Source organism: Salipiger bermudensis HTCC2601, from assembly GCF_000153725.1.
GTDB lineage: Bacteria > Pseudomonadota > Alphaproteobacteria > Rhodobacterales > Rhodobacteraceae > Salipiger > Salipiger bermudensis.
This window is the reverse complement of record NZ_DS022276.1, coordinates 1,641,599-1,662,446: the sequence shown is the minus strand read 5'-3', so window position 1 is coordinate 1,662,446 and position 20,848 is coordinate 1,641,599. Positions and strand designations below refer to the sequence as shown.

Sequence of the window (20,848 nt, the reverse complement as noted above, 5' to 3'; positions counted from 1 at the left end):
ACCCATGTTCGACTTCTTCTCCGCCCGGCGTCCCAGCACTCTGGCCTCCGACGCCATGATCGCCACGTCGCATCCGCTGTCGACGGCGGCCGGGCTCGAGATCCTCTCTGCCGGCGGCAATGCCGTCGACGCCGCGATCTGCGCCGTTGCGGTGCAATGCGTCGTCGACCCGCTGATGACCGGCATCGGCGGTGACTGTTTCGCGCTCTACGCCCCCAAGGGCGGCGCGGTGAAGGCGCTCAACGGCTCGGGCCGCGCCGCCAAGGCCGCCACCGTCGAGGCGCTGAAGGCCACCGGTCTCACTGACGAGATCCCGCAGACCAGCCCCCACGCGGTCACCATCCCCGGCGCGATCTCGGCCTGGTGCCGCCTGCACGAAGATCACGGCTCCATGCCGCTCGAGCGGCTCTTCGCCCGCGCCATCCACTACGCCGAGAACGGCTATGTCGTGACCCCGCGCGTGGCGATGGACTGGGCCGAGCACGCGGCGCAGGTGGGTGCGGACGAACACGCCGCCAAGGTGTTCCTGCCGAATGGCGCCGCGCCCAAGGTCGGCGAGATGCACGCCCAGCCGCTGATCGGCGCCCGCCTGCGCGAAATTGCCGAGAAGGGGGCCGCCGGCTTCTACGAGGGCGAGACCGCCGCGAAGATGGCCGCGCATCTGCAATCGCTCGGCGGCCTTCAGACCGAAGAGGACTTCCACGCCGGCAAGGACGCCGCGATCTGGGTCGACCCGATCTCGACGGAGTTCGGCGGCCACGACATCTACGAGTGCCCGCCCAACGGCCAGGGCCTCGCGGCGCTGCTGATCCTGCGCATCCTGTCCAAGTTCGACATGGGTCCGGACCTGTCCGAGGCCGACCGCATCCACATCCATGCGGAGGCCGCCAAGCTCGCCTATCATCACCGCGACGCGCTGATCGGCGACCCGGCCACCTGCGAGGGCGTGGTCGAGACCCTGCTCTCGGACGAGGTGGTCGACACGCTCGCAGCCCGCATCGACATGAGCAAGGCCGGCGCGCCGGCGCTCTGGGACGAGCCCGAGCACAAGGACACGATCTATCTCTGCGTGGTGGATGGCGACGGCAACGCGCTGTCCTTCATCAACTCGATCTTCCACGGCTTCGGCTCGACCCGGCTCGACCCCGAAACCGGCGTGCTGTTCCACTCGCGCGGCGCCTCGTTCCGCCTGATCGAGGGCCATCCCAACGCCATCGCGCCGATGAAGCGCCCGATGCACACCATCATCCCCGGCATGGTCTGCAAGGATGGCGAGGCGGTGATGCCCTTCGGCGTGATGGGCGGCCAGTACCAGGCGGCGGGCCATGGCCAGTTCCTGTCGAACATGTTCGATCTTGGCATGGACCCGCAGGCGGCGATGGACGCGCCGCGCAGTTTCGGCTTCGGCGGCGAGTTGCAGCTTGAACCGGGCGTCTCGGCCGAGGCCCGCGCCGAGCTCGAGGCGCGCGGCCACAAGCTCGCCATCCAGACCAGCCCGATCGGCGGCAGCCAGGCGATCATGATCGACCGCAAGGCCGGCACGCTCACCGGCGGCAGCGACACCCGCAAGGACGGCATGGCGCTGGGGTTCTGATCCCCGACTGACCGCCATCCCGCGGTCATTTCCCGGGCGTCACCCCTCACGGGGTGGCGCCTTTTTCCTGCCCGCAGGCGGTGAGCGCGCATCGCGCACACGCCACCTTCGGGGGGCTTACTCGCGGTAAGTCGCGTGGCAGGCCTTGCAGGTCGCCCCGAGCTGCCCGAGCACCGGGCCGAGATCGGACGGGTCCGAGACGCTGCCGGCGAGCCGCTCGGCCACGGTTTCTGCCTCGCGCGCGTCTTCGGTGAAACGGTCCCATTGCTCCCAGATCACTGGCAGCGCTTCGGATTTCGGGTCCGTTGCCGGGGTTTCGAACATCGCGGGCACCTGCGCCGATTGCGCTGCGATCTCGATCAGCGCCGCGTTTACGGCGTCCGCGTCGAAATCCGCCTCCCCCTTGGCCATGCTGCCGATCACCTTCATCTGCTGGCCGATCGCGCTCATCACCTCCATGCGGGCCAGCACGTCCCTGTTCTTGACGCCGCCATGCGCAAGCGCCGCGCTGCCGGTCGCGATGATCGACAGGACAATTGCCGTCTTCTTCATTGCTGTTGGTCCTTCTTCTGCTGTTTGATCCGGTCAGGCGACCTCGATCCACGTGGTCATGCCGGAGGCCGCATGGGCGAGCATGTGGCAGTGAAACAGCCATTTCCCGGGGTTGTCCGCCACGAAGGCGATCTCGAGCGGTTCCTGCGGCAGGCTCAGGATGGTGTCGCGCAGCGGGCCGAGGCTGCCATCGCCGCGAAGCTCGCGGAAATGCATCCCGTGCAGGTGCATGGCGTGGGGAAAGACCGTGTCGTTGCTCAGGCGCAGCCGCATCGTCTCACCCCGCGAGAGGCTGGCGAAGGGCGTGTCGCTACGGCCCACCTGACCGGCCAGCGCCCAGAACTGTCCGCGCGACACGAGCTCGCGGAAGCCCAGACGTTCGCCCTCGAACAGCGCGCTCTCCATGCCGGCCATGGCGCCGCCCTCCATCGCCATCTCGAACTGCCGCGCCTGCGCGAGATCGGGCAGGTCGGTGCGCGGATTGGGCGGAAGCGCCGCCGGCGCGGGGCGTGCGACCCGGGCCCTTCTGCCGGAGACGGTCATGTCGGCCAGCGCCACCCAGCTGTCGTCGTCCTGCGCCATCAAGAGCCCGGCGGGGCTGCCCTCTTCGGCGGTCACGTCGACGATCAGATCGACCCGCTGCGCCGGGGCGAGGACGAGCTCTCCCTCGACGGTCTCCGGTGCGGGAAGAGGCATCCCGTCGAGCGCCACCGTCCAGCCGGCCATGCCCTGCAGCCGCAGCACGAAGATCCGGGCGTTGGCTGCATTGATCAGCCGCAGGCGCAGGCGCTCGTGCCTCTGGGCGGTCAGCGCGAAATCGAAGCGACCGTTCACGCCAACGAGGTTCCCGGTGCGTCCGCCATGGCTCATCATCATCGGGTGGGCGAAGGGCTCCATGAAGCCACCGGTCTCGGGATCGATCAGCCAATCGTCCAGCATCAGGACCTCGTCGCGGTCGACATCCGGCGCCTCGGCCTCGTCGACGATCAGCGGCCCCGAGAGGCCGCGTGCCACCTGCTCCATCGAGTTGGTGTGGGCGTGATACCAGTAGGTTCCGGCATCCGGCAGCGTGAAGTCGTAGTCGAAGCTGGCTCCCGGCGCGACGGGCGACTGCGTGAGCCCCGCGACCCCATCCATGGCGTTGTCGATGCGGATGCCGTGCCAGTGCACCGAGGTCGATACGTCGAGCGCGTTCACCAGCCTGCGCTGCAGGCGGGCGCCTTGGGTCGCGCGGATCATCGGGCCGGGGATGGACCCGTCATAGCTCCAAACCTCGGTGGCCGGGTAGCCCTCGGGCGCGAGCTGGACCGAGGCCTTGCGCGCGGTCAGCTCGGTCGCGGACTTCGCGAAAGCCGGTCGGACGACTGCGGCTGCGGCGAGGCCGGCGCAGACCGCACGGCGTGTCATGGTCAATTCAGTCATCTCAGTCGATCCCGTTGGCACGCTGCAATTCACGCACATAAGTGATGATCCCGGCAACATCGGCGCGCGTCAGCCCCTGCTGCGGCGGCATGTTTCCGAACGACCAGTGATGCGCCTGCACGCCGCGCTCGACCGCCATGAAGAACGCCATGTCCGCATGATGCGAGGGCTCGTAGATCTTGTGAACCAGCGGCGGGCCCGAGCCGTCGACGCCCGCGCCGTTGTCGCCGTGGCAGGCGGCGCAAACCGCGTCGAAGGCGCGCTCTCCGATCTGCGCCTCGGCCGAGAGGCTGTCGGGGACAGTGACCTCGGCAAGGGCGGTTCCGCCTGTCTCCGGCGGGGTTGCGGGGGCGGTCGGGTTCGATCCGACATAGGCCCAGACGGCGGCAAGGCCGAGGCCGAGGCCGATCGCCCCGGAGATGATGAAGGTGTTCATAGTGGCTTGGATCCTCTCCGCGCACACGGGCAACAGCCCGGTGCGAAACGGTTTACAGGAGCATAGCAGTGCTCCTGTGGTGACGCTGGAAAGGTCAGCCGCGCGGAGGCGGCAGGTCTGTCGGCATCGGCGTCCCGACGATCCGCCAAGAGCCGGGCAAGCGATAGCGCGGTTGTGGCGCGCGCCTCAGGGGCAGCACGACCGCCGTTTCCATGAGCACCATCGCCGCGCAGCCGGTCAGGTGCGGGCAATCCTGCCGAGCGCCGCTTGCGGGACCGTCCGCCGCCTCGGAAACATCGGGGCACTCCGGGCATCCGGCCATGTGCACCATCTCGGCCTCGCCCGTCGCGCCATGCGCCATGGCCGCCCCGGGCAGGGCGAGCACGGCGAGACAGCCGGTCAAGACAAGGAGGATGAACAGACGCACGGGTTCTCCGAAGATGAGACCCCTGCAATCTGTCCCATCCGCTGCGAAGAGGTCAAGCGCACAACCCTGTCAGCCGATGAACGCCCGCGCGCCCATCCACAGGGCCATGACGACCATCATCACGTTCTCGGTCAGCGACACGAAGCCCAGCGGTACGTTCGACGACCCGCCCACGCAGGCGCATTTCAGCTCGCGCTTGTCGATATAGACCGCCTTGAACACGCTGACCGCGCCGATTGTCCCGATCACCAGCGCCACCGGCACCGAGATCCAGGTCAGAGCCCCGGCGGTCATCAGGATGCCCGCCAGCGCCTCGCCGAACGGGTAGATCTTGCCGTAAGGCACCCAGCGCCGGGCCAGCAGGTCGTAGTTGAGAAACATGGTCGAGAAGCTCTCGATGTCCTGCAGCTTCTGAATCGCGAGGATCGCCATCGACAACGAGATGAACCACTCCACCGCGCGGAGGGTGAAGATCGTGCCGTACTGATGCCATGACAGCCCCAGCGCCAGCAGCGCCGCCACAGAGAAGATCGCGATCACCGGCTGGTAGCTGGTCTCGCTCTGCTCCTCCTTGGGCGGATCGAGCTCGAAATGCACGCGCAGATCGTCATAGCCGCCGATGCGCGCGCCATCGATGAAGGTCTGCGGCGTGGTCTTCACGTCATGTTCACGCTTGAAGGCCTCGGTCTCGTCCTTGGTGGTCAGATGATGGTCTTCAACATGATAGCCCTGACGCTCGAGCAGATCCTTGGACTTGAGGCCAAAGGGGCAAAGATGGTCGGGCATGACCATGCGGTATAGGATGGCGGTCTTGGCGGTGTCCTTGGGCATTCTCAATCTCCTTCGCAGGTGTAGAGGCCACGGAAGGCGGCGGAGTAGTCCGGGCCGGCGGGGACGCTGCCCTCGCCGTGGCGTTCCAACTGAACCTGATCGCCGCCGATCTCAGTCGCGGCGGCATCGCGTCCGGCACTGACGACAGCCGGGCCGGTCTCGGCAAAGGCAAAGCGGTCGCTCGCGCCCATCAGGATGGCCATGCAGATGGGCTTTTCCGAAGAGAACTTTGCATCGGGCGGCTCCGTCGGCTTGGCCGTTTCATGCTCAACGACCTTCCACCGCTGGAGGGTTCCCGGAAAATCCGACGCGTGGTCCCCGCCCCCTGACAGCCCCCAATCGCGACGGCCGCCGGACGAGGCACTGAGACGTCCTGCAGCGTGCGACCCCGGTTCGGAAGCGTCCCTTGAGCTTGCCTGCCCGACCGTCGGCAGCCCCGTGCGACCGGTTTCGCGGTCACAAAGCTGCGACCTCGGTGGCTGGGCGCCCGGATCGCTCTTGCAGCGTTTGAAAGAGGCGGGTTTCTGGACAATACCGCGACAGGCATTGCCGAACGGGGTCGCAGCCGACGCCCCCATATCGTTTCACAGGAGCCCGCCATTCGTTTTCCGCTTACCATCGCGCTCATTCTGGTGCTGTCCGCCGTCGGGCTCACCTACGAGATCGCCGCCGGCCGGGTGCTTGCGCCATTTTTCGGAACATCGCTGCTGACCTGGACCACCGTGATCGCGACGGTGCTAGGCGGCTTCTCTCTTGGCAGCGCCCTTGGCGGCATCGTCGCAGAACGACCGCGCGACGCCGCCCTGCGCGCCACGCGCGGCGCGCTCGTGGGAACGGCGGTGCTGATGGCCGCCTCTCCGACCCTGCTCGGCCTGCTTCACAACTGGGGCGCGCGCGGCACGCAGGGGATGATGCTCAGCGTCTTCCTCGTGTTCTTCCCGGCCTCGGTGCTGGTCACCCTGCCGTCGCCCCTGCTGGCCAAGCTCGCCATGGAGGCGCGACCGGGGCGCGAGGGCTCGTCGCTGGGCTTTGTACTTGCCGCCGGTTCGGTCGGCGCCATCGTGGGCGCGATCCTCGCGGGGTTCGTGACGCTGCCGCTGATCGGATCGACGGCGACCTTTGCCACCTGCGGCGTGCTCACGCTGCTCTGTCTGCCATTCCTGCGCGGCGGCCCGCCCGACAATCGCGTCGTCACCCTCGCCGCGGCTGGGTTCGTTGGCTTTGCCGGTCTCGCCGGAACGCCGGCCTGCGAGTTTGAATCGGGCCTGTCCTGCCTCGACATCGCCCGCAAGGGGCCGGAGATCTTCCTTGTCTCGGACGGCACCGTGCAGGCGGCAGAGCGCAGCGCGCCGCAGGAGCTCGGGCATGGCTCGGTCCCGCTCGCCCTCGGCTATACCGACTGGCTCTGGTCGCGGATGGCGCACGACCTCGGGCCGGCGCCCTCGGTGCTGTTCATCGGCGGCGGTGGCTACACGCTGCCGACAAAACTGCTTGCCGCACGGCCCGATGCGCGGGCCGTCGCGGTCGAAATCGATCCGCTGGTGACCGATGTCGTGCGCAGTCACATGCCGCGCGCCTCCGCGATGATCGATGCCGCCGGCTACGATGCCTCTGACAGCGGCAGCGCTGCCGGGCGGCTTGGCATCGTACATGACGATGGCAGGGTCTACCTGAACGAGACGGAGACGCGCTTTGACGCCGTGGTCATGGATGCGTTCTCTTCCGGGTCCGTGCCGGCGCATCTGGTCACGCGCGAGACCTTCGCGCGGCTGCGCGACATCGTCGACGGCCCGGTCTACGTGAACCTGCTCGATGCCCCCGACGGCCCGCTGGCAAGGGGTGTACATGCGATCCTGACCGAGCTCTACCCACATGTCGTGGTGGCGCAGGGGCCGGTGAGCGAACGGAACAGGACCAACGTGCTTTTCGCCGCCGCGGCCCAGCCGCTCGACGCCCCGGTGGACCAGCCAGAGGGCTACGGCCCGGTCCGGATCAGCGACGCCCGGGCCTTCACCGATGATCGTGGCTGGGTCGGGCACCGCTAGCTCCGAAGCCTCGCACCGCGAAACCGGCTCACGCCCTCTCTTCATGGCCCCGCGCCCCTCCCGCAAGCCTGCCGGAGGGGGGGCGTTGCGGGTCGTCCTGGCAGGATCTGTGCCACGCAGGGCGCCTGCCCGCCGCCCCTCCCAAAGGCCCCTGCAGCGACCAGAAGACGGCGTCGCACCCGCGGCGCTGCGCTCAAACGCATCTTGGGGCCTCACCCTCTCGCAGCCGAGGCTTTGAGATCGCCCAAAGGTGTAGTACGCTAACGGCATTTCAATCTTAGAAATTCCTCTTTCTAGATCCACCGATATGCCCAACCGCTTCTTTGGACCGTCATTCGACTCTGAAACACCGTCGCGGCTCTATGCCCTGTCGATCGGCTTTTCTCCCGACACGCGCGAGCTTTTCGATGCGGTGGACGCCGACGCCCTCGACGGCGCGACCGCGCTCGGCTTCCCGGACGCCATCCGTGGCTACGGAGCCTTGGTCGAGCATCTGCCGGTCTACGCACTCGAGATCGATGCCGCGCAGTTTCCCGAGGACACGCGTCCGGCGCGCGAAGCACGGCACTGGCTGGCGACGCGGGAGGCGCGCGGCGACTGGGTCGAATTGAGGCTCCGCGCCGACCCCGACGGGGCCGGCCTGCTCTATGAGAGCATCGAGAGCGAGGGGCGACCGGTAACGATGCAGGCAGAGCCGCTGGCCGCCCCGACGCGCGACCGCCTGACCCGCGCCACGCGGCTGAACGAACACCTGGCCCAGCGCCGCACGCTTCGGTCGGTGCTGCCATCCGTTCCGATCGAAGGCGTCGTGGTTCTCGACGTCGGACAGGGCAGCGCCGCGGCGCTTGTCGATGGCAGCGGCGATGTGTGCGCCTATGTCGACCTCGGCGCGGGCGTGCTGCGCCATGCCGGGACCTACCCTTCGGCAATGCAGGATTTCTGCCTTGTGCATGGCCCGGCGGTGATCCTCAGCCACTGGCATTACGATCATTTTCACGGCGCCAACAAGACGCCGCAGGCACAGCAGCTGGTCTGGATCGCGCCGAACCAGACGCTTGGACCGGGACCGCAGAGCGCCATGGCGCAGGCCATCCTGAGCAACGGAACGCTGCTGGTCTGGAACGGGCGCCGACCGCTGCGGCACGGCGCCCTCACGCTCGAGCGTTGCACCGGCAGCGGCCAGAACCGCTCGGGCATCGCGGTCTGGGTCGAAGGGCCGGGAGGGGCAGATGCCATCCTTCTGCCCGGCGACGCAGGCTATGCCGACATCCCTTCGCTCAATCGCGGCCGCCCGCGCCGGGTGCGCTCGCTTGTGGTCGCGCATCACGGCGGGGCCGCGCCCGGCACCCCGCCGCCCGATCCGCACCACGCCGACAGCCGCGCGGTGATCTCCTGCGGTCTCCCCAACCGCTATGGCCATCCGCTGACCCGCGCGCTGAGCGACCTTGGCGGACAGGGCTGGAGCATCGGCGCCCCCACATCCGAGATCGACGACCGCATGACCTACATGCGCAACGGCATTCTGGGCCATACCGGCCTGACATGGGGAGCACCATTCCCGCCCCAGGCCTGCAGCTGCGGCTGCACCATCCAAGCAACGAAGTCCTGACCGAAGGGAGATCGGCTGATGAAATGCGTCGTACTGGTACCGGGAGTTCAGGGCTCCGTTCTCGAGACACCGGGAGGCGAGCAGGTCTGGCCGCCGAAACCCTCCGAGGTGGTGCTTGGCTACAAGCGGCTCTCCGAGCTCATGCGCGAGGACCTGGTGTCGACCGACATCATCCGCAAGGTCAGCTGCCTCGATGTCTACAAGCCGCTGATCGATCAGCTCAACGGCATCGGCTTCACCGAGGGCAGCGCCACGCAACGGCTCGAGATCTTCCACTATGACTGGCGGCTGGATCTGGAAATCACCGCCCGGGCACTGGCGCACCGCCTTGGTGCGCTGGCCGCAGCAGGAGCGACCGAGATCGCCATCGTGGCACATTCGATGGGCGGTCTGGTGGCGCGGCTGGTGCTCGAACCCGATACCTTCCGCGCCGAGCCGTGGTTCGACCTCGTCGATACGCTCTTCACCCTCGGCACGCCGCATCTGGGCGCGCCGATGGCGCTGGTGCGCATCCTCGGGCTCGAGGGCGATCTCGGTATCTCGGCGGCGGATTTCCGGACCTATGCCGCCGATCACCGATACCCCTCGGCCTACCAGCTGCTGCCGGCGCCCGGAGAGGATGCCTGCTGGAACCTCACCGACAGCACGCTCGGGCCGCTCAATATCTACGATCTGGGCGATGCGCAGGCGGTGGGGCTCGACCCCGCGCTGGTGGCGCGCGTGGCCTGGGTGCACCAGAGCTTCGCAGAGGGCAGCCAGCCACCGGGCGTGCGATACCTGTTCTTCGGCGGCGCCGGGCACCGCACCTGCACCCGGATCAACGTGGCGCCGGGACAGGTCATCCCAACCCTGACCGACGACGCGGGCGACGGCACGGTGCCGATGTGGAGCGCCTTCGGCAAGGCCACGCAGAAGCAACTGGTGCGCGGCGAACACAGCAAGTTCTTCCGCCGCGAAGAGTTCTCGGCGGTGCTCTACCGGCTGTTCGGCCAGCGCTTCCCGACCCCGCCGGTCGCGGCGGCCGCAATGCTCGACCTGTCGGTGCAGGCGCTGGTGCTGCGCCCGGACGAGGAGGTCGAACTCCTGATCCTTGCCCCCGCCCCCACCAGCGCGATCAGCGGCGAGGTGGTTGTCGAGTTCACTGCCGACGAGGCCGCCCCCTTCGCGCCGCTGGGAGAGCCGGTGGCGATCAGCTACGAAGGCGCCCCGGTGAGCCAGCTGCGGGTGCTGCTGCCGCCGCGCCCAACCCCCGGCCATTACCGGCTGAGCTTTGCCGGCACCCCGAGCTCGGGCGCCCCTGTCCTGTTCTCGGTCGTTCCGGGAGGCTGAGCCATGGCGATCCCGGTCAAGGTCGAATTCCTCGCCGCCGACCCGGCCATGTCCCTGTTGTCGCGCCCGAGGTCGGGGCTGATGCAGGGTCGGCACTTCACGCTCGAGGAAACCCTGCGCGACGGGCCGATCTCTACCCGGGTGGCGGTGCTCGACCTCGATCCGGACGACGGCACGCTCCTGCCCGGCGCGCCCTTCCTGCCGCCCGGACGCGGCCGGACACGCGGGCTGTGGCAGGTCGCCGACCGCAACGACATGGCGGCGCGGGATTTCCAGCAGGTTTCGGTGTTCGGCGCGATCCGCACCACGATGGCGATGTTCGAGGAGGAAGACGTGCTGGGCCGCCCGCTGGTCTGGGCCTTCGACGGGCCGCAGCTTCTGGTCGTGCCACGCGCCGGGCGCATGGCCAACGCCTTCTACCACCGCGCGTCGCGCAGCCTGCAGTTCTTCTATTTCGACGGTGTCATCGCCGACGAGGAGACCACGGTCTACACCTGCCTGTCGCCCGACATCGTGGCCCACGAGACCGCCCATGCCATTCTCGACGGCATCGCGCCGGATCTCTACGACGCCACCTCGCCGCAATCGCTGGCGCTGCACGAGGCCATCGCGGACATCACCGCGATGCTCTTCGCGGCACAATCGAGCCGGCTGGCGACGCTGGTGCTCGAGGACAATGGCGGCGACCTGCGCAAGCCCGGCGCCTTCAACGCCATCGCCGAGCAGTTCGGACGTGCCCGCAGCGGCCGTATCCAGCCGCTGCGCGACCTGATGAACGACCGCACGATGACCAGCGTGCCCAGCGCCACGCCGCACGCGCTGAGCGAGGTGCTGACCGGAACGCTCTACGCGCTGATGCTCTGGGTCTTCGACACCGAGATGGCCGAGGAACTCGCGGAGGTGCCCGAGGCAGAGCAGGCCGACGAGCGCTTCAGCCGCTCCGGCAGGGTGCTGTTCCGCGCCGCCAGCCGGCTGCGCCGCATCGCCTTCCGGGCGCTCGACTACCTGCCGCCGGGCGAGATCTCCTTTGCCGACTACGCCCGCGCGCTGATCGCCGCCGACACCGCCTCGAACCCGCAAAGCCCCGAAGAGCGCGCCGCCTTCACCGCCGAATGCCTGACCCGGCAGATCGTGGCGCAGGCCGCCGATCTCGCCCCGGCGGCACCACGCCTGACGCTCGAACCGGGCGACGATCTCGAGGCGCTGCTCTCCGACGATGCCGCGGCGCTGGCCTTTGCCGAACGGCACCGCGCGGCGCTCTACGTGCCCGCAGGTGCCAGCCTCACCCTGCGGCCCCGGCTTGACGTGACCAAGGCCACGTGGCGCAAGGGCGGCGGCCGGGTCGACACCCGCGAGCTGATCCTCAAGGTGGCTTGGCAAGAGGACGAGTTCGTGCTGGACCGGGCCGGCATTCCCGAGCCCCTCAACGTCACCTTCGGCACCACCCTCGCCATTGGCTGGGAGACCCGCGAGATCCGCGCCGTGGTCACCAACAGCCGCCTCGGCCCGCATGGCGGCGCGCGCGACCGGCAGGTCAGCGACCGGATGCGCCGCGGCTTCCTGAAGGCCTGCATCGCCGATGGCACCATAGACCTCTTGCAAGACGCCACCGCGCTGCCGGATGGCAGCCTGCGCCTACGCGGCCTTGGTCAGCAGCTTCACATGGCGGGCCGGTCATGACCGGGCTGACGCTGCGCCTCTACAATGTCGGCTTCGGCGACGCGGTTGTCCTGAGCCTGCCCGACACCGACGCGACCGGCGCCGATGTCACCCGTACGGTGCTGATCGACGCCGGCAACGCGCTGACCGGCACACATGGCGATGACGACACCCTGCGCGCCGTCCTGCGCGACATCCACGCCCGGCTCGCCGGGGCGCCGCTCGACCTCTACATCATGACGCACGAGCATCTCGACCATATCCAGGGACCGCTGATGGCCGCCCGCAAGGACGGGCTCGACCTGCGCGCCCGCAGCGTCTGGATGACCGCCTCGAGCGAACCGGGCTATTACGGCGCCCATCCAGAGGCCCGCAGGAAACGGCGGCTGGCGCTCGACGCCTTCGAGGACATCGCCGAGGCGGCACGCGGCATGGCTGGTGCGCTGCCCTTCGGCATGGACATCCTGCTCGGCATCAACAACCCGCGCGCCAGCGCCGATTGCGTGGACTACATCCGCGACATGAGCGCGCCCGCCGCGCCGCACTACGTCTCGCGCCAGAGCGCGCCGACGCTGCCGCAGCCGTTCCGGGACGCCTCTTTCCGCGTGCTGGCGCCCGAGCAGGATTGCTCGGTCTATTACGGCCGCCTGAAGCCCCGCGCTCTCGGCCTGCGGCTGGCCAATGGCGATTCAGGCGCCCCTGCCAGCGCCACGCTGACCGCGCCAGAGGGCGTGCGCGACAGCGACTTTGCCGAGCTGCTGGCGTTCCGCGCGGCGTCGAGCTTTGCCAATCTCTTCCACATCGACCGGGCAGCCAACGATTCCAGCATCGTGTTCGAGTTCGAATGGCGCGGTTGGCGGCTGCTCTTTCCCGGCGACGCCGAGGAGCGCAGCTGGGCGTTCATGGAGGCGCAACAGGCGCTGCGCCCGGCGCATTTCCTCAAGGTGAGCCATCACGGCAGCCACAACGGCACCCCCGATGCGGTGCTCTCCGAGGTGTTGCCCGAGACCCCGCCCGATGCCCGCGACCGGGTGGTCGCGGTCTCGACCGCCGACGGCGCCTATCGCGGCGTGCCGCATGACGAAACGCTGACCGCGTTGCGCCGGCGGGCGCGGCTGCTCGACACCCGGAGCCTCGCGATGGGCGGCTGGTTCGAGCTCAGGTTTCCGGCAGATGGCGGCCCCATCACGGTCTCGGAGGGGGCTCCGCCGACCGGCTGAGCGGCAATTTCCGTGGCACCGCAGGCGAGATGACCGGCATTTGAGCAGCGAGACTCTTGATTTGCGCCGATATCAGGCGCAGCTTTATGACATGAACAGCCTTACGCCTTTTCCGGGCCCCGGCCACGCGCAGGACGTCGTGGCCTTTCACCGGACCGAGTTGAACGTCATCCTCTCGCTCTACGGGCGCATGGTCGCAGCCGGCGAATGGCGTGATTACGGCATCTCGAGCCTGCGCGACGTCGCGATCTTCTCGGTCTTTCGCCGCACCGCCGAACACCCGCTCTACCGCATCGAGAAACGCCCCAAGCTGCGCAGCAAGCAGGGGCAATACGCGGTGATCAGCATGGAAGGACAGGTGCTCAAGCGCGGCCACGACCTGCGCACCGTGCTCCGCGTCCTCGAACGCAAGCTGATCCGCGCCGTCGACTAGACGCGCCTGCTCAGCCCTCGGGTTCGCTCTGGAGCAGCACTTCGCGCGATTGCGAGGCAAACTCGCGGCGCAGGATCATCACCAGCGTGACGATGGTGGCGACAAGCAGCGCCTCCGGGCCGATCAGCCAGCCGGTCGAGGCGATTCCGAAATAGACCGCGCGCAGGCCGCGATTGTAGCTCTTGGCGGCGAAGATGTTGATCTCGGCCGCCTTGGCGGCGCGAGCATAGGCCAGATCGCTGGGCTCGTTCGGCACCGAGCCCATCATCACCGAGCAATAGCCGAAGAGCCGGTTCGACCAGACGAATTTCAGGAACGCATTGGCGGCGAAAAGCAGCGGCAGCAGCAGCTTCACCTCCCAGACGAAGACCGGCGCAACGCCGTCGGTCAGGTCACCGGCCACGCCGCGCAGCTGCTCGGTATTGCCCAGGAGCGCGAAGATACCGCCGATGGCGATCATCGAGGCCGAGGCGAAGAAGGCGGTGCTTTGACGCAGCGAGGCGACGATCTGCGAATCGAAGATACGCGGCTGCCGGGTGACGAACTGCACCATCCAGACGCGCCGGTAATTGGCCATCAGCCGCGACACCGAGGGCCGCCAGCTCGGCGGATGCTCGACGAACCACGAGCACAGCAGCCAGCCCGTCACCAGCAGCACCGTCCCGGCGAGGTCGAGCAGGCTGAAATAGCCAAGCTGGTCGAGCCATCCCATCAATCAGAACGGCTTGACCACGACGACCCAGAGCACGGCGATCACGCCGACCACGCTGATCTCGTTGAAGATGCGCAGAAACAGGTCGGATTCGCGGAACTCGCCGCGCTTGGCACGGATCACCAGCCTGCCGGTCCAGACGTAATGCCCGGCAAGCAGCGCCACCAGCGCCAGTTTGAGGTGGATCCACGGCGCCCAGGCCCAGAGCTGCGCCAGCACCAGCCCGGTGATTAGCGCGATCACACCCAACCCTGCTGAGAAGCGGTAGAGCCGGATGGTCAGGTCGCCCAGTGGGCCGAACTCGCCCAGCTTGGCATATTCGCGCTTCCAGTAGATCAGCGCGCGCGGCACCGCGAAGATGGAGGTCATCCAGCCCATCACGCAGAGAAGATGTATGATCTTTACCCAGTCCATGGCCCAGTAGTGCTACCGTTTCCCCGCCGAAGGCAAGACGCTGCCGCGTCGCAGCGGCGCGGGCCGGAAAATGTCTGGCGCGGGCGTGGCAAATTGGTTATATCACTTTACCAATTCCAAGGGAGGACCCTCAGATGCAGATGCCCGAGCCCGACGCCAGGGTGCTGACCCGCAAGGCCGAGATCGTTGCGCGCCTGCGCGAGGTGCTGCCCGCCGACGCGGTGATCGACGACGAGGCCGAGACCCGCGCCTACGAGTGCGACGCGCTGACCGCCTATCGCTGCCCGCCGCTCTGCGCGGTGTTGCCCGCCACCACCGAAGAGGTCTCGGCGGTTCTGACCATCTGCCACGAGGAGGGCGTGCCGGTGGTGCCGCGCGGCTCCGGCACCTCGCTGGCCGGGGGCGCGCTGCCGACGGCGGACTCGGTCATCCTTGGCGTGGCGCGGATGAACGAGGTGCTCGAGACCGATTACGACAACCGCTTCATCCGGGTGCAGACCGGACGCACCAATCTCAGCGTCACCGGCGCCGTCGAGGAAGAGGATTTCTTCTACGCCCCCGACCCCTCGTCGCAGCTGGCCTGCGCCATCGCCGGCAATATCGCGATGAACTCGGGCGGGGCGCATTGCCTGAAATACGGCGTCACCACCAACAACCTGCTCGGCGTCACCATGGTGCTGATGGACGGCACGGTGATCGAACTTGGCGGCGCGCATCTCGATCCCGGCGGGCTCGATCTGCTGGGGCTCGTCTGCGGCTCGGAGGGCCAGCTTGGCGTGGTGACGGAAGCCACCCTGCGGATCCTGCGCAAGCCCGAGGGGGCGCGCCCGGTGCTGATCGCGTTCAACTCGAACGAGGTGGCGGGCGAATGCGTGTCGGACATCATCAAGGCGGGCGTGCTGCCGGTGGCGATCGAGTTCATGGACCGGCCCTGCATCGTGGCTTGCGAGGCCTTTGCCAAGGCGGGCTATCCCGATTGCGAGGCGCTTCTGATCGTCGAGGTCGAGGGCTCGGAGGCCGAGATCGCCGAGCAGCTCGGGCTGATCACCCAGATTGCCCGCCGCCACGATCCGGTGGAGCTGCGCGAGGCGCAGGACGCCGACGAGGCCGGTCGCATCTGGCTCGGCCGCAAGAGCGCCTTCGGCGCCATGGGGCAGATCAACGACTATATGTGCCTCGATGGCACGATCCCGGTCTCGGCCCTGCCGCAGGTGCTGCGCCGCATCGGTGAGCTGTCGCGCGAGGTCGGGCTCGAGGTGGCCAACGTGTTCCACGCCGGCGATGGCAACATGCACCCGCTGATCCTGTTCAACGCCAACCAGCCCGGCGAACTCGAGAAATGCGAAGCGCTGGGGGCGGAAATCCTGAAGCTCTGCGTCGAGGTCGGCGGCTGCCTGACCGGCGAGCACGGCGTGGGCATCGAGAAGCGCGACCTGATGACGGTGCAATATGCGCCCGCGGATCTCGAGGCGCAGATGGCGGTGAAGGATGTGTTCGATCCGGGCTGGCTGCTGAACCCCGCCAAGGTGTTCCCGCTCGCGGTGTCCGAAGCGCGGCGCGCGGTGGCAGCCGAATAGCCGGGGGCGCTGCCCCCGTCCGCGCAAGGCGCGGACTCCCCCGAGGTATTTTTGAACCAGAGAAGACCATGAGACCTGAGACAGAGACCGAGCTGGCCGAGATGATCCGGGACGCAAGCGGCCCGCTGAGGGTGCGCGGCGGCGGCACCCGCGCGGTCGGGAGGAGCGCCGGCGAGCTGCTGGAGACCGGGGCGATGTCGGGCATCGTGCTGCACGAGCCGGGCGCGCTGACGCTGGTCGCCAAGGCCGGCACACCGCTGGCCGAGATCGAGGCCGCGCTCGAGAGCGAGGGCCAGCGGCTGGCCTTCGAGCCGATGGACCATCGCGGGTTGCTGGGCACCGACGGCGCGCCAACCATCGGCGGCGTGGCGGCGGCGAACGTCTCGGGGCCGCGCCGGGTGCAGGCCGGGGCCTGCCGCGACTTCATGCTGGGCGTGCGCTTCGTCGACGGCGCGGGCCGCGTGGTGAGCAATGGCGGGCGGGTGATGAAGAACGTCACCGGCTATGACCTCGTCAAGCTGATGGCGGGCAGCTGGGGCACGCTGGGCGTGATGACCGAGATCTCCTTCAAGGTGCTGCCGAAACCGGCCGCCACGGCGACGCTGGTGCTGGGCGGGCTGAGCCCGGAGGAGGCGGTGCCGGTGCTGTCGCAGGCGCTTGGCTCGCCCTTCGATGTGAGCGGCGCGGCGCATCTGCCCGAGGGGCCGGAGGGCTCGCCGCTGACGCTGGTGCGGATCGAGGGCTTTGCCGAGTCGGTGGCCTATCGCGGCGGGCGGCTTTCCGAGCTCTTCGCCCGGCACCAGCCGCTGGTGGAAACTGACGAGGCGCGCGGGGCGACGCTCTGGAAAGCGGTCCGCGATGTCGAGGCGTTCCACGGCCGGCCGGGCGATGTCTGGCGGATCTCCTGCACGCCGTCCGAGGCGCCGGCTTTGGCGGCGACGCTGGGAGCCGATGCGCTGGTCTTCGACTGGGGCGGCGGGCTGATCTGGGCGCTGCTGCCCGAGGGCGCCGACGCGCGCGACAGGCTTGGCGCGGGGTTCCGCGGCCATGCCACGGCGGTGCGCGCCAGCGGCGATGTGCCGACCTTTCAGCCCGAGCCCGCGCCGGTGGCAGCGCTGAGCGCAGGTCTGCGGGCGCGTTTCGACCCCAAGGGCCTGCTCAATCCCGGACTGATGGCATGAGTTCCGCCGCCTTCATCGCCTTCGCGCTGTGCTTCGTGGCCGGTCCGCTGGCCTACGCGCTGCTGCCGCGGCTGGTCTCCGGCCTGACGGCGCGGCTTGCGCTGGCGCTGGCGGTGGTGGCGAGCGCGCTGCTGGCGCTGGTGCTGCAGCCCTCGGCGCCGGCGTCTTCGCTGGCGCTGATGTGGTTTGCCTGGGTGCTTGCCGTTGCGATGATGGCACTGACCCTGCGGCGCCACGTGACCGCCCCTGCCCCGCGCCGCGCCATCGCGATCCTCGGCCTCTGCGCCACTCCCCTTCCCTGGTTCGGGCTCGCAACCGCCCGGATGATGACCTCCTGAGAGTTCCATGCAGACCCATTTCACCGACCAGCAGCTTCAAGACCCCGGCACCGAGCGCGCCAACGAGATCCTGCGCGCCTGCGTGCATTGCGGCTTCTGCACCGCCACCTGCCCGACCTACCAGGTGCTGGGCGACGAGCTCGACAGCCCGCGGGGGCGGATCTACCTGATCAAGGACATGCTCGAGAACGAACGCGTGCCCGACGCCAAGACCGTCAAGCATATCGATCGCTGCCTGAGCTGCCTCGCCTGCATGACCACCTGCCCCTCGGGGGTGCATTACATGCACCTTGTCGACCACGCCCGCGCCTATATCGAACAGAACTACCAGCGCCCGTGGAGCGACCGCGCGCTGCGCTGGCTGCTGGCGCGCATCATCCCGCACCCGATGCGGTTCCGCGCGGCGCTGGCCGGGGCCAAGCTCGGCCGCCCCTTCGCCCGCCTGCTGCCCGATCCGCGCCTGCGCGCCATGCTCGAGATGGCGCCGAAAACCATCCCGCCGGTGAGCCGCAACGACGACCCTCAGAGCTTTGCGCCGGAGGCCCCGCGCCGCAAACGGGTGGCGCTGATGACCGGCTGCGCGCAGAAGGCGCTCAACACCGATATCAACGACGCCACCATCCGGCTGCTGACCCGGCTGGGCTGCGAGGTGGTGGTGGCCAAGGGCGCCGGCTGCTGCGGCGCGCTCACCCATCACATGGGGCGCGAGGACGAGAGCCACGGCTCGGCGGCGCGCAACATCCGCGCCTGGTGCGCCGAGATCGACGGTGACGGTCTTGATGCCATCGTGATCAACACCTCGGGCTGCGGCACCACGGTGAAGGATTACGGCCACATGTTCCGCACCGACGCGGCGCTGGCCGGCGATGCGGCGCGGGTTTCAAAGCTCGCCTGCGACATCTCAGAGCTGCTGGCCGAGCTGATGCCCGAGGCAGACGTCACCGCGCGCAACCTCGCCAAGGCCGAGATCGCCGGCACCGACATGGCCGAGCCCACCGGCGCGGAGGGCAGCGGGCCGATCCGGGTGGCCTATCACGCCGCCTGCTCGCTGCAACACGGTCAGAAGATCAAGACCCATCCCAAGGCGCTGCTGAAAGGCGCGGGCTTCGAGGTCGTGGAACCCGCCGACAGCCATCTGTGCTGCGGCAGCGCCGGCACATACAACCTGCTGCAGCCCGAGATCTCGGGCCAGCTCAAGGCGCGCAAGGTGCGCACGCTCGAGGCCAAGCAGCCCGACATCATCGCCGCCGGCAATATCGGCTGCATGATGCAGATCGGCTCGGGCACCGGGGTGCCGGTCGTGCATACGGTCGAACTGCTCGATTGGGCCACCGGCGGACCGAAACCGCGGGCCTTGGCGGAGTAACGCCGGGGCTCCTGCCCGGCGCGGTTGCGCCCAATTTTTGACAAACACCGCCGGTACCCCTGAAGGGCGTGAGAAGGGGAAGTCTCGGTGCGTCTATTTCTGGCAGTCCTTTTGATCTGCCTGTCTGGTCCCGCATGGGCGGATGGCAGTCTGTTTTCGATGCAGAGCCGCGAAGACGGCCGCCCGTGGGAGGCCGTGGGCCGGCTCGAGTTGGCGGGAAAGGCGTTCTGCACCGGGGCGCTGATCGCTCCGGATCTGGTGCTGACCGCCGCGCATTGCCTGTTTGATGCCGAGACCGGCGCGCGCATCCCGGCCGAGAAGATCCAGTTCCTTGCCGGCTGGCGCAATGGCCGCGCCGCCGCCTATCGCCGGGTGCGCCGGGCGGTTGCGCATCCCTCCTATGATTTCACCGCGCCGAAGGACGGCCACCGCGTCAGCAGCGACGTTGCGCTGATCGAGCTGCAGCTGCCGATCCGCAACACCACCATCCGGCCCTTCGCCACCGGGCCGCACCCGGCGGTCGGCAGCGAGGTGAGCGTGGTCTCCTACGCCCATGACCGCTCCGAGGCACCCTCGCTGCAGGGGCTCTGCGGTGTGCTCGACCTGCAGAGCCGGATGATGGTGCTGTCCTGCGAGGTCGATTTCGGCGCCTCCGGCTCTCCGGTTTTCTCGGGCCCCGAGGACGCGCCGGTCATCGTTTCGGTGATCTCGGCCAAGGCCGAGGCCGATGGCCTCCCGGTGGCTCTTGGCGCCGAGATCGAGGACGCGCTGGCGCCGCTGCGCGCCGCGCTGGACACCGACGCGGTCCGCCAGACACTCGACGCCGGAATGCGGCGGGAAACGGGGGCAAAATTCATAACGCCGTAAGATATCTCGCCGCTGCCGGCATCGCGCTCGCCAGCCTGTCCGCGGCTGCGCACGCGCAGAGCCGCGCCGTGTTCGACGTGATGGAAAGCCGTGGCGACATGCTCGGCTGGGAGGCGGTGGGCCGGCTCGACATGCCCCAAGGCTTCTGCACCGGCGCCCTGATCGGCCGCGATCTCGTGCTCACCGCTGCGCATTGCGTCTACGACACCGCCACGCGCCAGCCCTACCCGGCCCGCGGCATGACCTTCCGTGCCGGCTATCACCACGGCAGCGCCATCACCGAACGCCGGGTGGAGCGCTGGGCCGTGCCCGAGCGCTACGCCGCCGAGCTGGCCGCTGGCGGGTCGATGACCTCCGGCACGGCGGTCGCGACCGATGTCGCGCTGCTTAAGCTGGAACAGCCGGTCTCGAGCGCCGAGGCCGATGCCTTCCGCATCCACGAGACCCCCTCCCCGGGCACCGGCGTAAGCGTGGTCTCTTACGGACGCGGCCGCGAGGAGGTGCTCTCGCGCCAGCCGGACTGCGAACTCACCGAGCGCTACCGCGATGACATCCTCGGGTTCGACTGCGACGTGACCTTCGGATCGTCGGGGGCGCCAGTCTTCGTGCGCGAGAACGCACGGCTGCGCATCCTGTCGGTGATCTCCTCGGGCAACGCTGGCGGCGAGGCCTTCGGCCCGAGCCTGCCGGCCCTGGTTTCCGAACTGCGGCAGCGCCTCAACCGCGAGGACGCGCGCCCCAAGGTGACCTCCGGCGCACGCCGGATCACCGTCGGCGGCAGCAACCGCGACGGCATCGGTGCGCGCTTCGTGAAGCCCTGAGCCGAAGGTCTTGAA

At 68.7% G+C, this 20,848-nt stretch carries 21 protein-coding genes; 13 read left to right on the top strand and 8 right to left on the bottom strand.

What is annotated here, in order from left to right; genetic code table 11:
• The first annotated feature begins 4 nt into the window (after nucleotides 1-4).
• A complete protein-coding gene (locus R2601_RS07880) occupies nucleotides 5-1,594 on the top strand; it encodes a gamma-glutamyltransferase family protein (RefSeq protein ID WP_007796201.1) in 1,590 nt (529 codons plus the stop codon).
• A gap of 117 nt (nucleotides 1,595-1,711) precedes the next feature.
• Here R2601_RS07880 and R2601_RS07875 read toward each other — a convergent pair whose 3' ends face one another.
• The 6 genes from R2601_RS07875 to R2601_RS07850 form a co-directional block, all read right to left on the bottom strand.
• On the bottom strand, nucleotides 1,712-2,146 hold the full coding sequence (locus R2601_RS07875; protein ID WP_007796197.1) for a c-type cytochrome: 435 nt from the start codon (nucleotides 2,144-2,146) through the stop codon (nucleotides 1,712-1,714).
• 33 nt (nucleotides 2,147-2,179) lie between these two features.
• The gene (locus R2601_RS07870) at nucleotides 2,180-3,568 is read right to left on the bottom strand and encodes a multicopper oxidase family protein (RefSeq protein ID WP_110740004.1); all 1,389 of its coding nucleotides are present in this window, start codon (nucleotides 3,566-3,568) and stop codon (nucleotides 2,180-2,182) included.
• A gap of 1 nt (nucleotide 3,569) precedes the next feature.
• On the bottom strand, nucleotides 3,570-4,004 hold the full coding sequence (locus tag R2601_RS07865) for a c-type cytochrome (protein ID WP_007796194.1): 435 nt from the start codon (nucleotides 4,002-4,004) through the stop codon (nucleotides 3,570-3,572).
• 94 nt (nucleotides 4,005-4,098) lie between these two features.
• Entirely contained in the window at nucleotides 4,099-4,431 is a 333-nt protein-coding gene (locus tag R2601_RS07860) for a hypothetical protein (protein WP_007796192.1), read from the bottom strand.
• A gap of 69 nt (nucleotides 4,432-4,500) precedes the next feature.
• Nucleotides 4,501-5,262, bottom strand: a complete 762-nt coding sequence (locus tag R2601_RS07855; protein ID WP_007796189.1) for a MauE/DoxX family redox-associated membrane protein — start codon at nucleotides 5,260-5,262, stop codon at nucleotides 4,501-4,503.
• 2 nt (nucleotides 5,263-5,264) lie between these two features.
• On the bottom strand, nucleotides 5,265-5,465 hold the full coding sequence (locus R2601_RS07850; RefSeq protein WP_007796187.1) for a hypothetical protein: 201 nt from the start codon (nucleotides 5,463-5,465) through the stop codon (nucleotides 5,265-5,267).
• A 429-nt stretch (nucleotides 5,466-5,894) separates the two neighbouring features.
• On the opposite strand from R2601_RS07850, the gene R2601_RS07845 reads away from it, so the two are divergent.
• The 6 genes from R2601_RS07845 (at nucleotide 5,895) to R2601_RS07820 (ending at nucleotide 13,557) form a co-directional block, all read left to right on the top strand.
• On the top strand, nucleotides 5,895-7,307 hold the full coding sequence (locus R2601_RS07845) for a fused MFS/spermidine synthase (protein ID WP_007796185.1): 1,413 nt from the start codon (nucleotides 5,895-5,897) through the stop codon (nucleotides 7,305-7,307).
• A 307-nt stretch (nucleotides 7,308-7,614) separates the two neighbouring features.
• Nucleotides 7,615-8,916: a ComEC/Rec2 family competence protein gene (locus R2601_RS07840; RefSeq protein WP_007796184.1), complete on the top strand. Its 1,302-nt coding sequence runs from the start codon at nucleotides 7,615-7,617 to the stop codon at nucleotides 8,914-8,916.
• Between the two features lie 18 nt (nucleotides 8,917-8,934).
• Nucleotides 8,935-10,245 (top strand): esterase/lipase family protein, encoded by a 1,311-nt coding sequence (locus tag R2601_RS07835; protein ID WP_007796181.1) that lies wholly within the window; start codon nucleotides 8,935-8,937, stop codon nucleotides 10,243-10,245.
• 3 nt (nucleotides 10,246-10,248) lie between these two features.
• Nucleotides 10,249-11,925, top strand: a complete 1,677-nt coding sequence (locus tag R2601_RS25450) for a gluzincin family metallopeptidase (protein WP_007796179.1) — start codon at nucleotides 10,249-10,251, stop codon at nucleotides 11,923-11,925.
• A complete protein-coding gene (locus tag R2601_RS07825) occupies nucleotides 11,922-13,124 on the top strand; it encodes a ComEC/Rec2 family competence protein (RefSeq protein WP_007796178.1) in 1,203 nt (400 codons plus the stop codon). The genes R2601_RS25450 and R2601_RS07825 overlap by 4 nt, the downstream gene beginning before the upstream one ends.
• A 91-nt stretch (nucleotides 13,125-13,215) precedes the next feature.
• Nucleotides 13,216-13,557 (top strand): DUF2794 domain-containing protein, encoded by a 342-nt coding sequence (locus R2601_RS07820; protein WP_040545223.1) that lies wholly within the window; start codon nucleotides 13,216-13,218, stop codon nucleotides 13,555-13,557.
• Nucleotides 13,558-13,567: 10 nt separating this feature from the next.
• On the opposite strand, the gene R2601_RS07815 is transcribed toward R2601_RS07820, so the two are convergent.
• Together R2601_RS07815 and R2601_RS07810 are read right to left on the bottom strand one after the other, a co-directional pair.
• Nucleotides 13,568-14,269 carry a DUF599 domain-containing protein gene (locus tag R2601_RS07815; RefSeq protein ID WP_040545221.1) on the bottom strand — a complete coding sequence of 234 codons (702 nt, stop codon included), beginning with the start codon at nucleotides 14,267-14,269 and terminating at the stop codon, nucleotides 13,568-13,570.
• Between the two features lie 3 nt (nucleotides 14,270-14,272).
• A complete protein-coding gene (locus R2601_RS07810; RefSeq protein ID WP_040544491.1) occupies nucleotides 14,273-14,683 on the bottom strand; it encodes a CopD family protein in 411 nt (136 codons plus the stop codon).
• Between the two features lie 134 nt (nucleotides 14,684-14,817).
• Between R2601_RS07810 and R2601_RS07805 the strand changes: the two genes are divergently transcribed.
• From R2601_RS07805 to R2601_RS07780, 6 genes are all read left to right on the top strand, one after another.
• Entirely contained in the window at nucleotides 14,818-16,260 is a 1,443-nt protein-coding gene (locus R2601_RS07805) for an FAD-linked oxidase C-terminal domain-containing protein (protein ID WP_007796169.1), read from the top strand.
• A gap of 68 nt (nucleotides 16,261-16,328) precedes the next feature.
• Nucleotides 16,329-17,441 carry an FAD-binding protein gene (locus R2601_RS07800; protein WP_007796167.1) on the top strand — a complete coding sequence of 371 codons (1,113 nt, stop codon included), beginning with the start codon at nucleotides 16,329-16,331 and terminating at the stop codon, nucleotides 17,439-17,441.
• Nucleotides 17,438-17,779 (top strand): hypothetical protein, encoded by a 342-nt coding sequence (locus R2601_RS07795; RefSeq protein WP_007796164.1) that lies wholly within the window; start codon nucleotides 17,438-17,440, stop codon nucleotides 17,777-17,779. The genes R2601_RS07800 and R2601_RS07795 overlap by 4 nt, the downstream gene beginning before the upstream one ends.
• Before the next feature lie 7 nt (nucleotides 17,780-17,786).
• Nucleotides 17,787-19,145, top strand: coding sequence for a glycolate oxidase subunit GlcF (gene glcF / locus R2601_RS07790; RefSeq protein ID WP_007796161.1), 1,359 nt, complete (start codon nucleotides 17,787-17,789; stop codon nucleotides 19,143-19,145).
• Nucleotides 19,146-19,304: 159 nt separating this feature from the next.
• Entirely contained in the window at nucleotides 19,305-20,012 is a 708-nt protein-coding gene (locus R2601_RS07785; protein WP_007796158.1) for a trypsin-like serine peptidase, read from the top strand.
• A 68-nt stretch (nucleotides 20,013-20,080) separates the two neighbouring features.
• Nucleotides 20,081-20,833: a trypsin-like serine peptidase gene (locus tag R2601_RS07780; protein WP_007796156.1), complete on the top strand. Its 753-nt coding sequence runs from the start codon at nucleotides 20,081-20,083 to the stop codon at nucleotides 20,831-20,833.
• Nucleotides 20,834-20,848 lie beyond the last annotated feature (15 nt).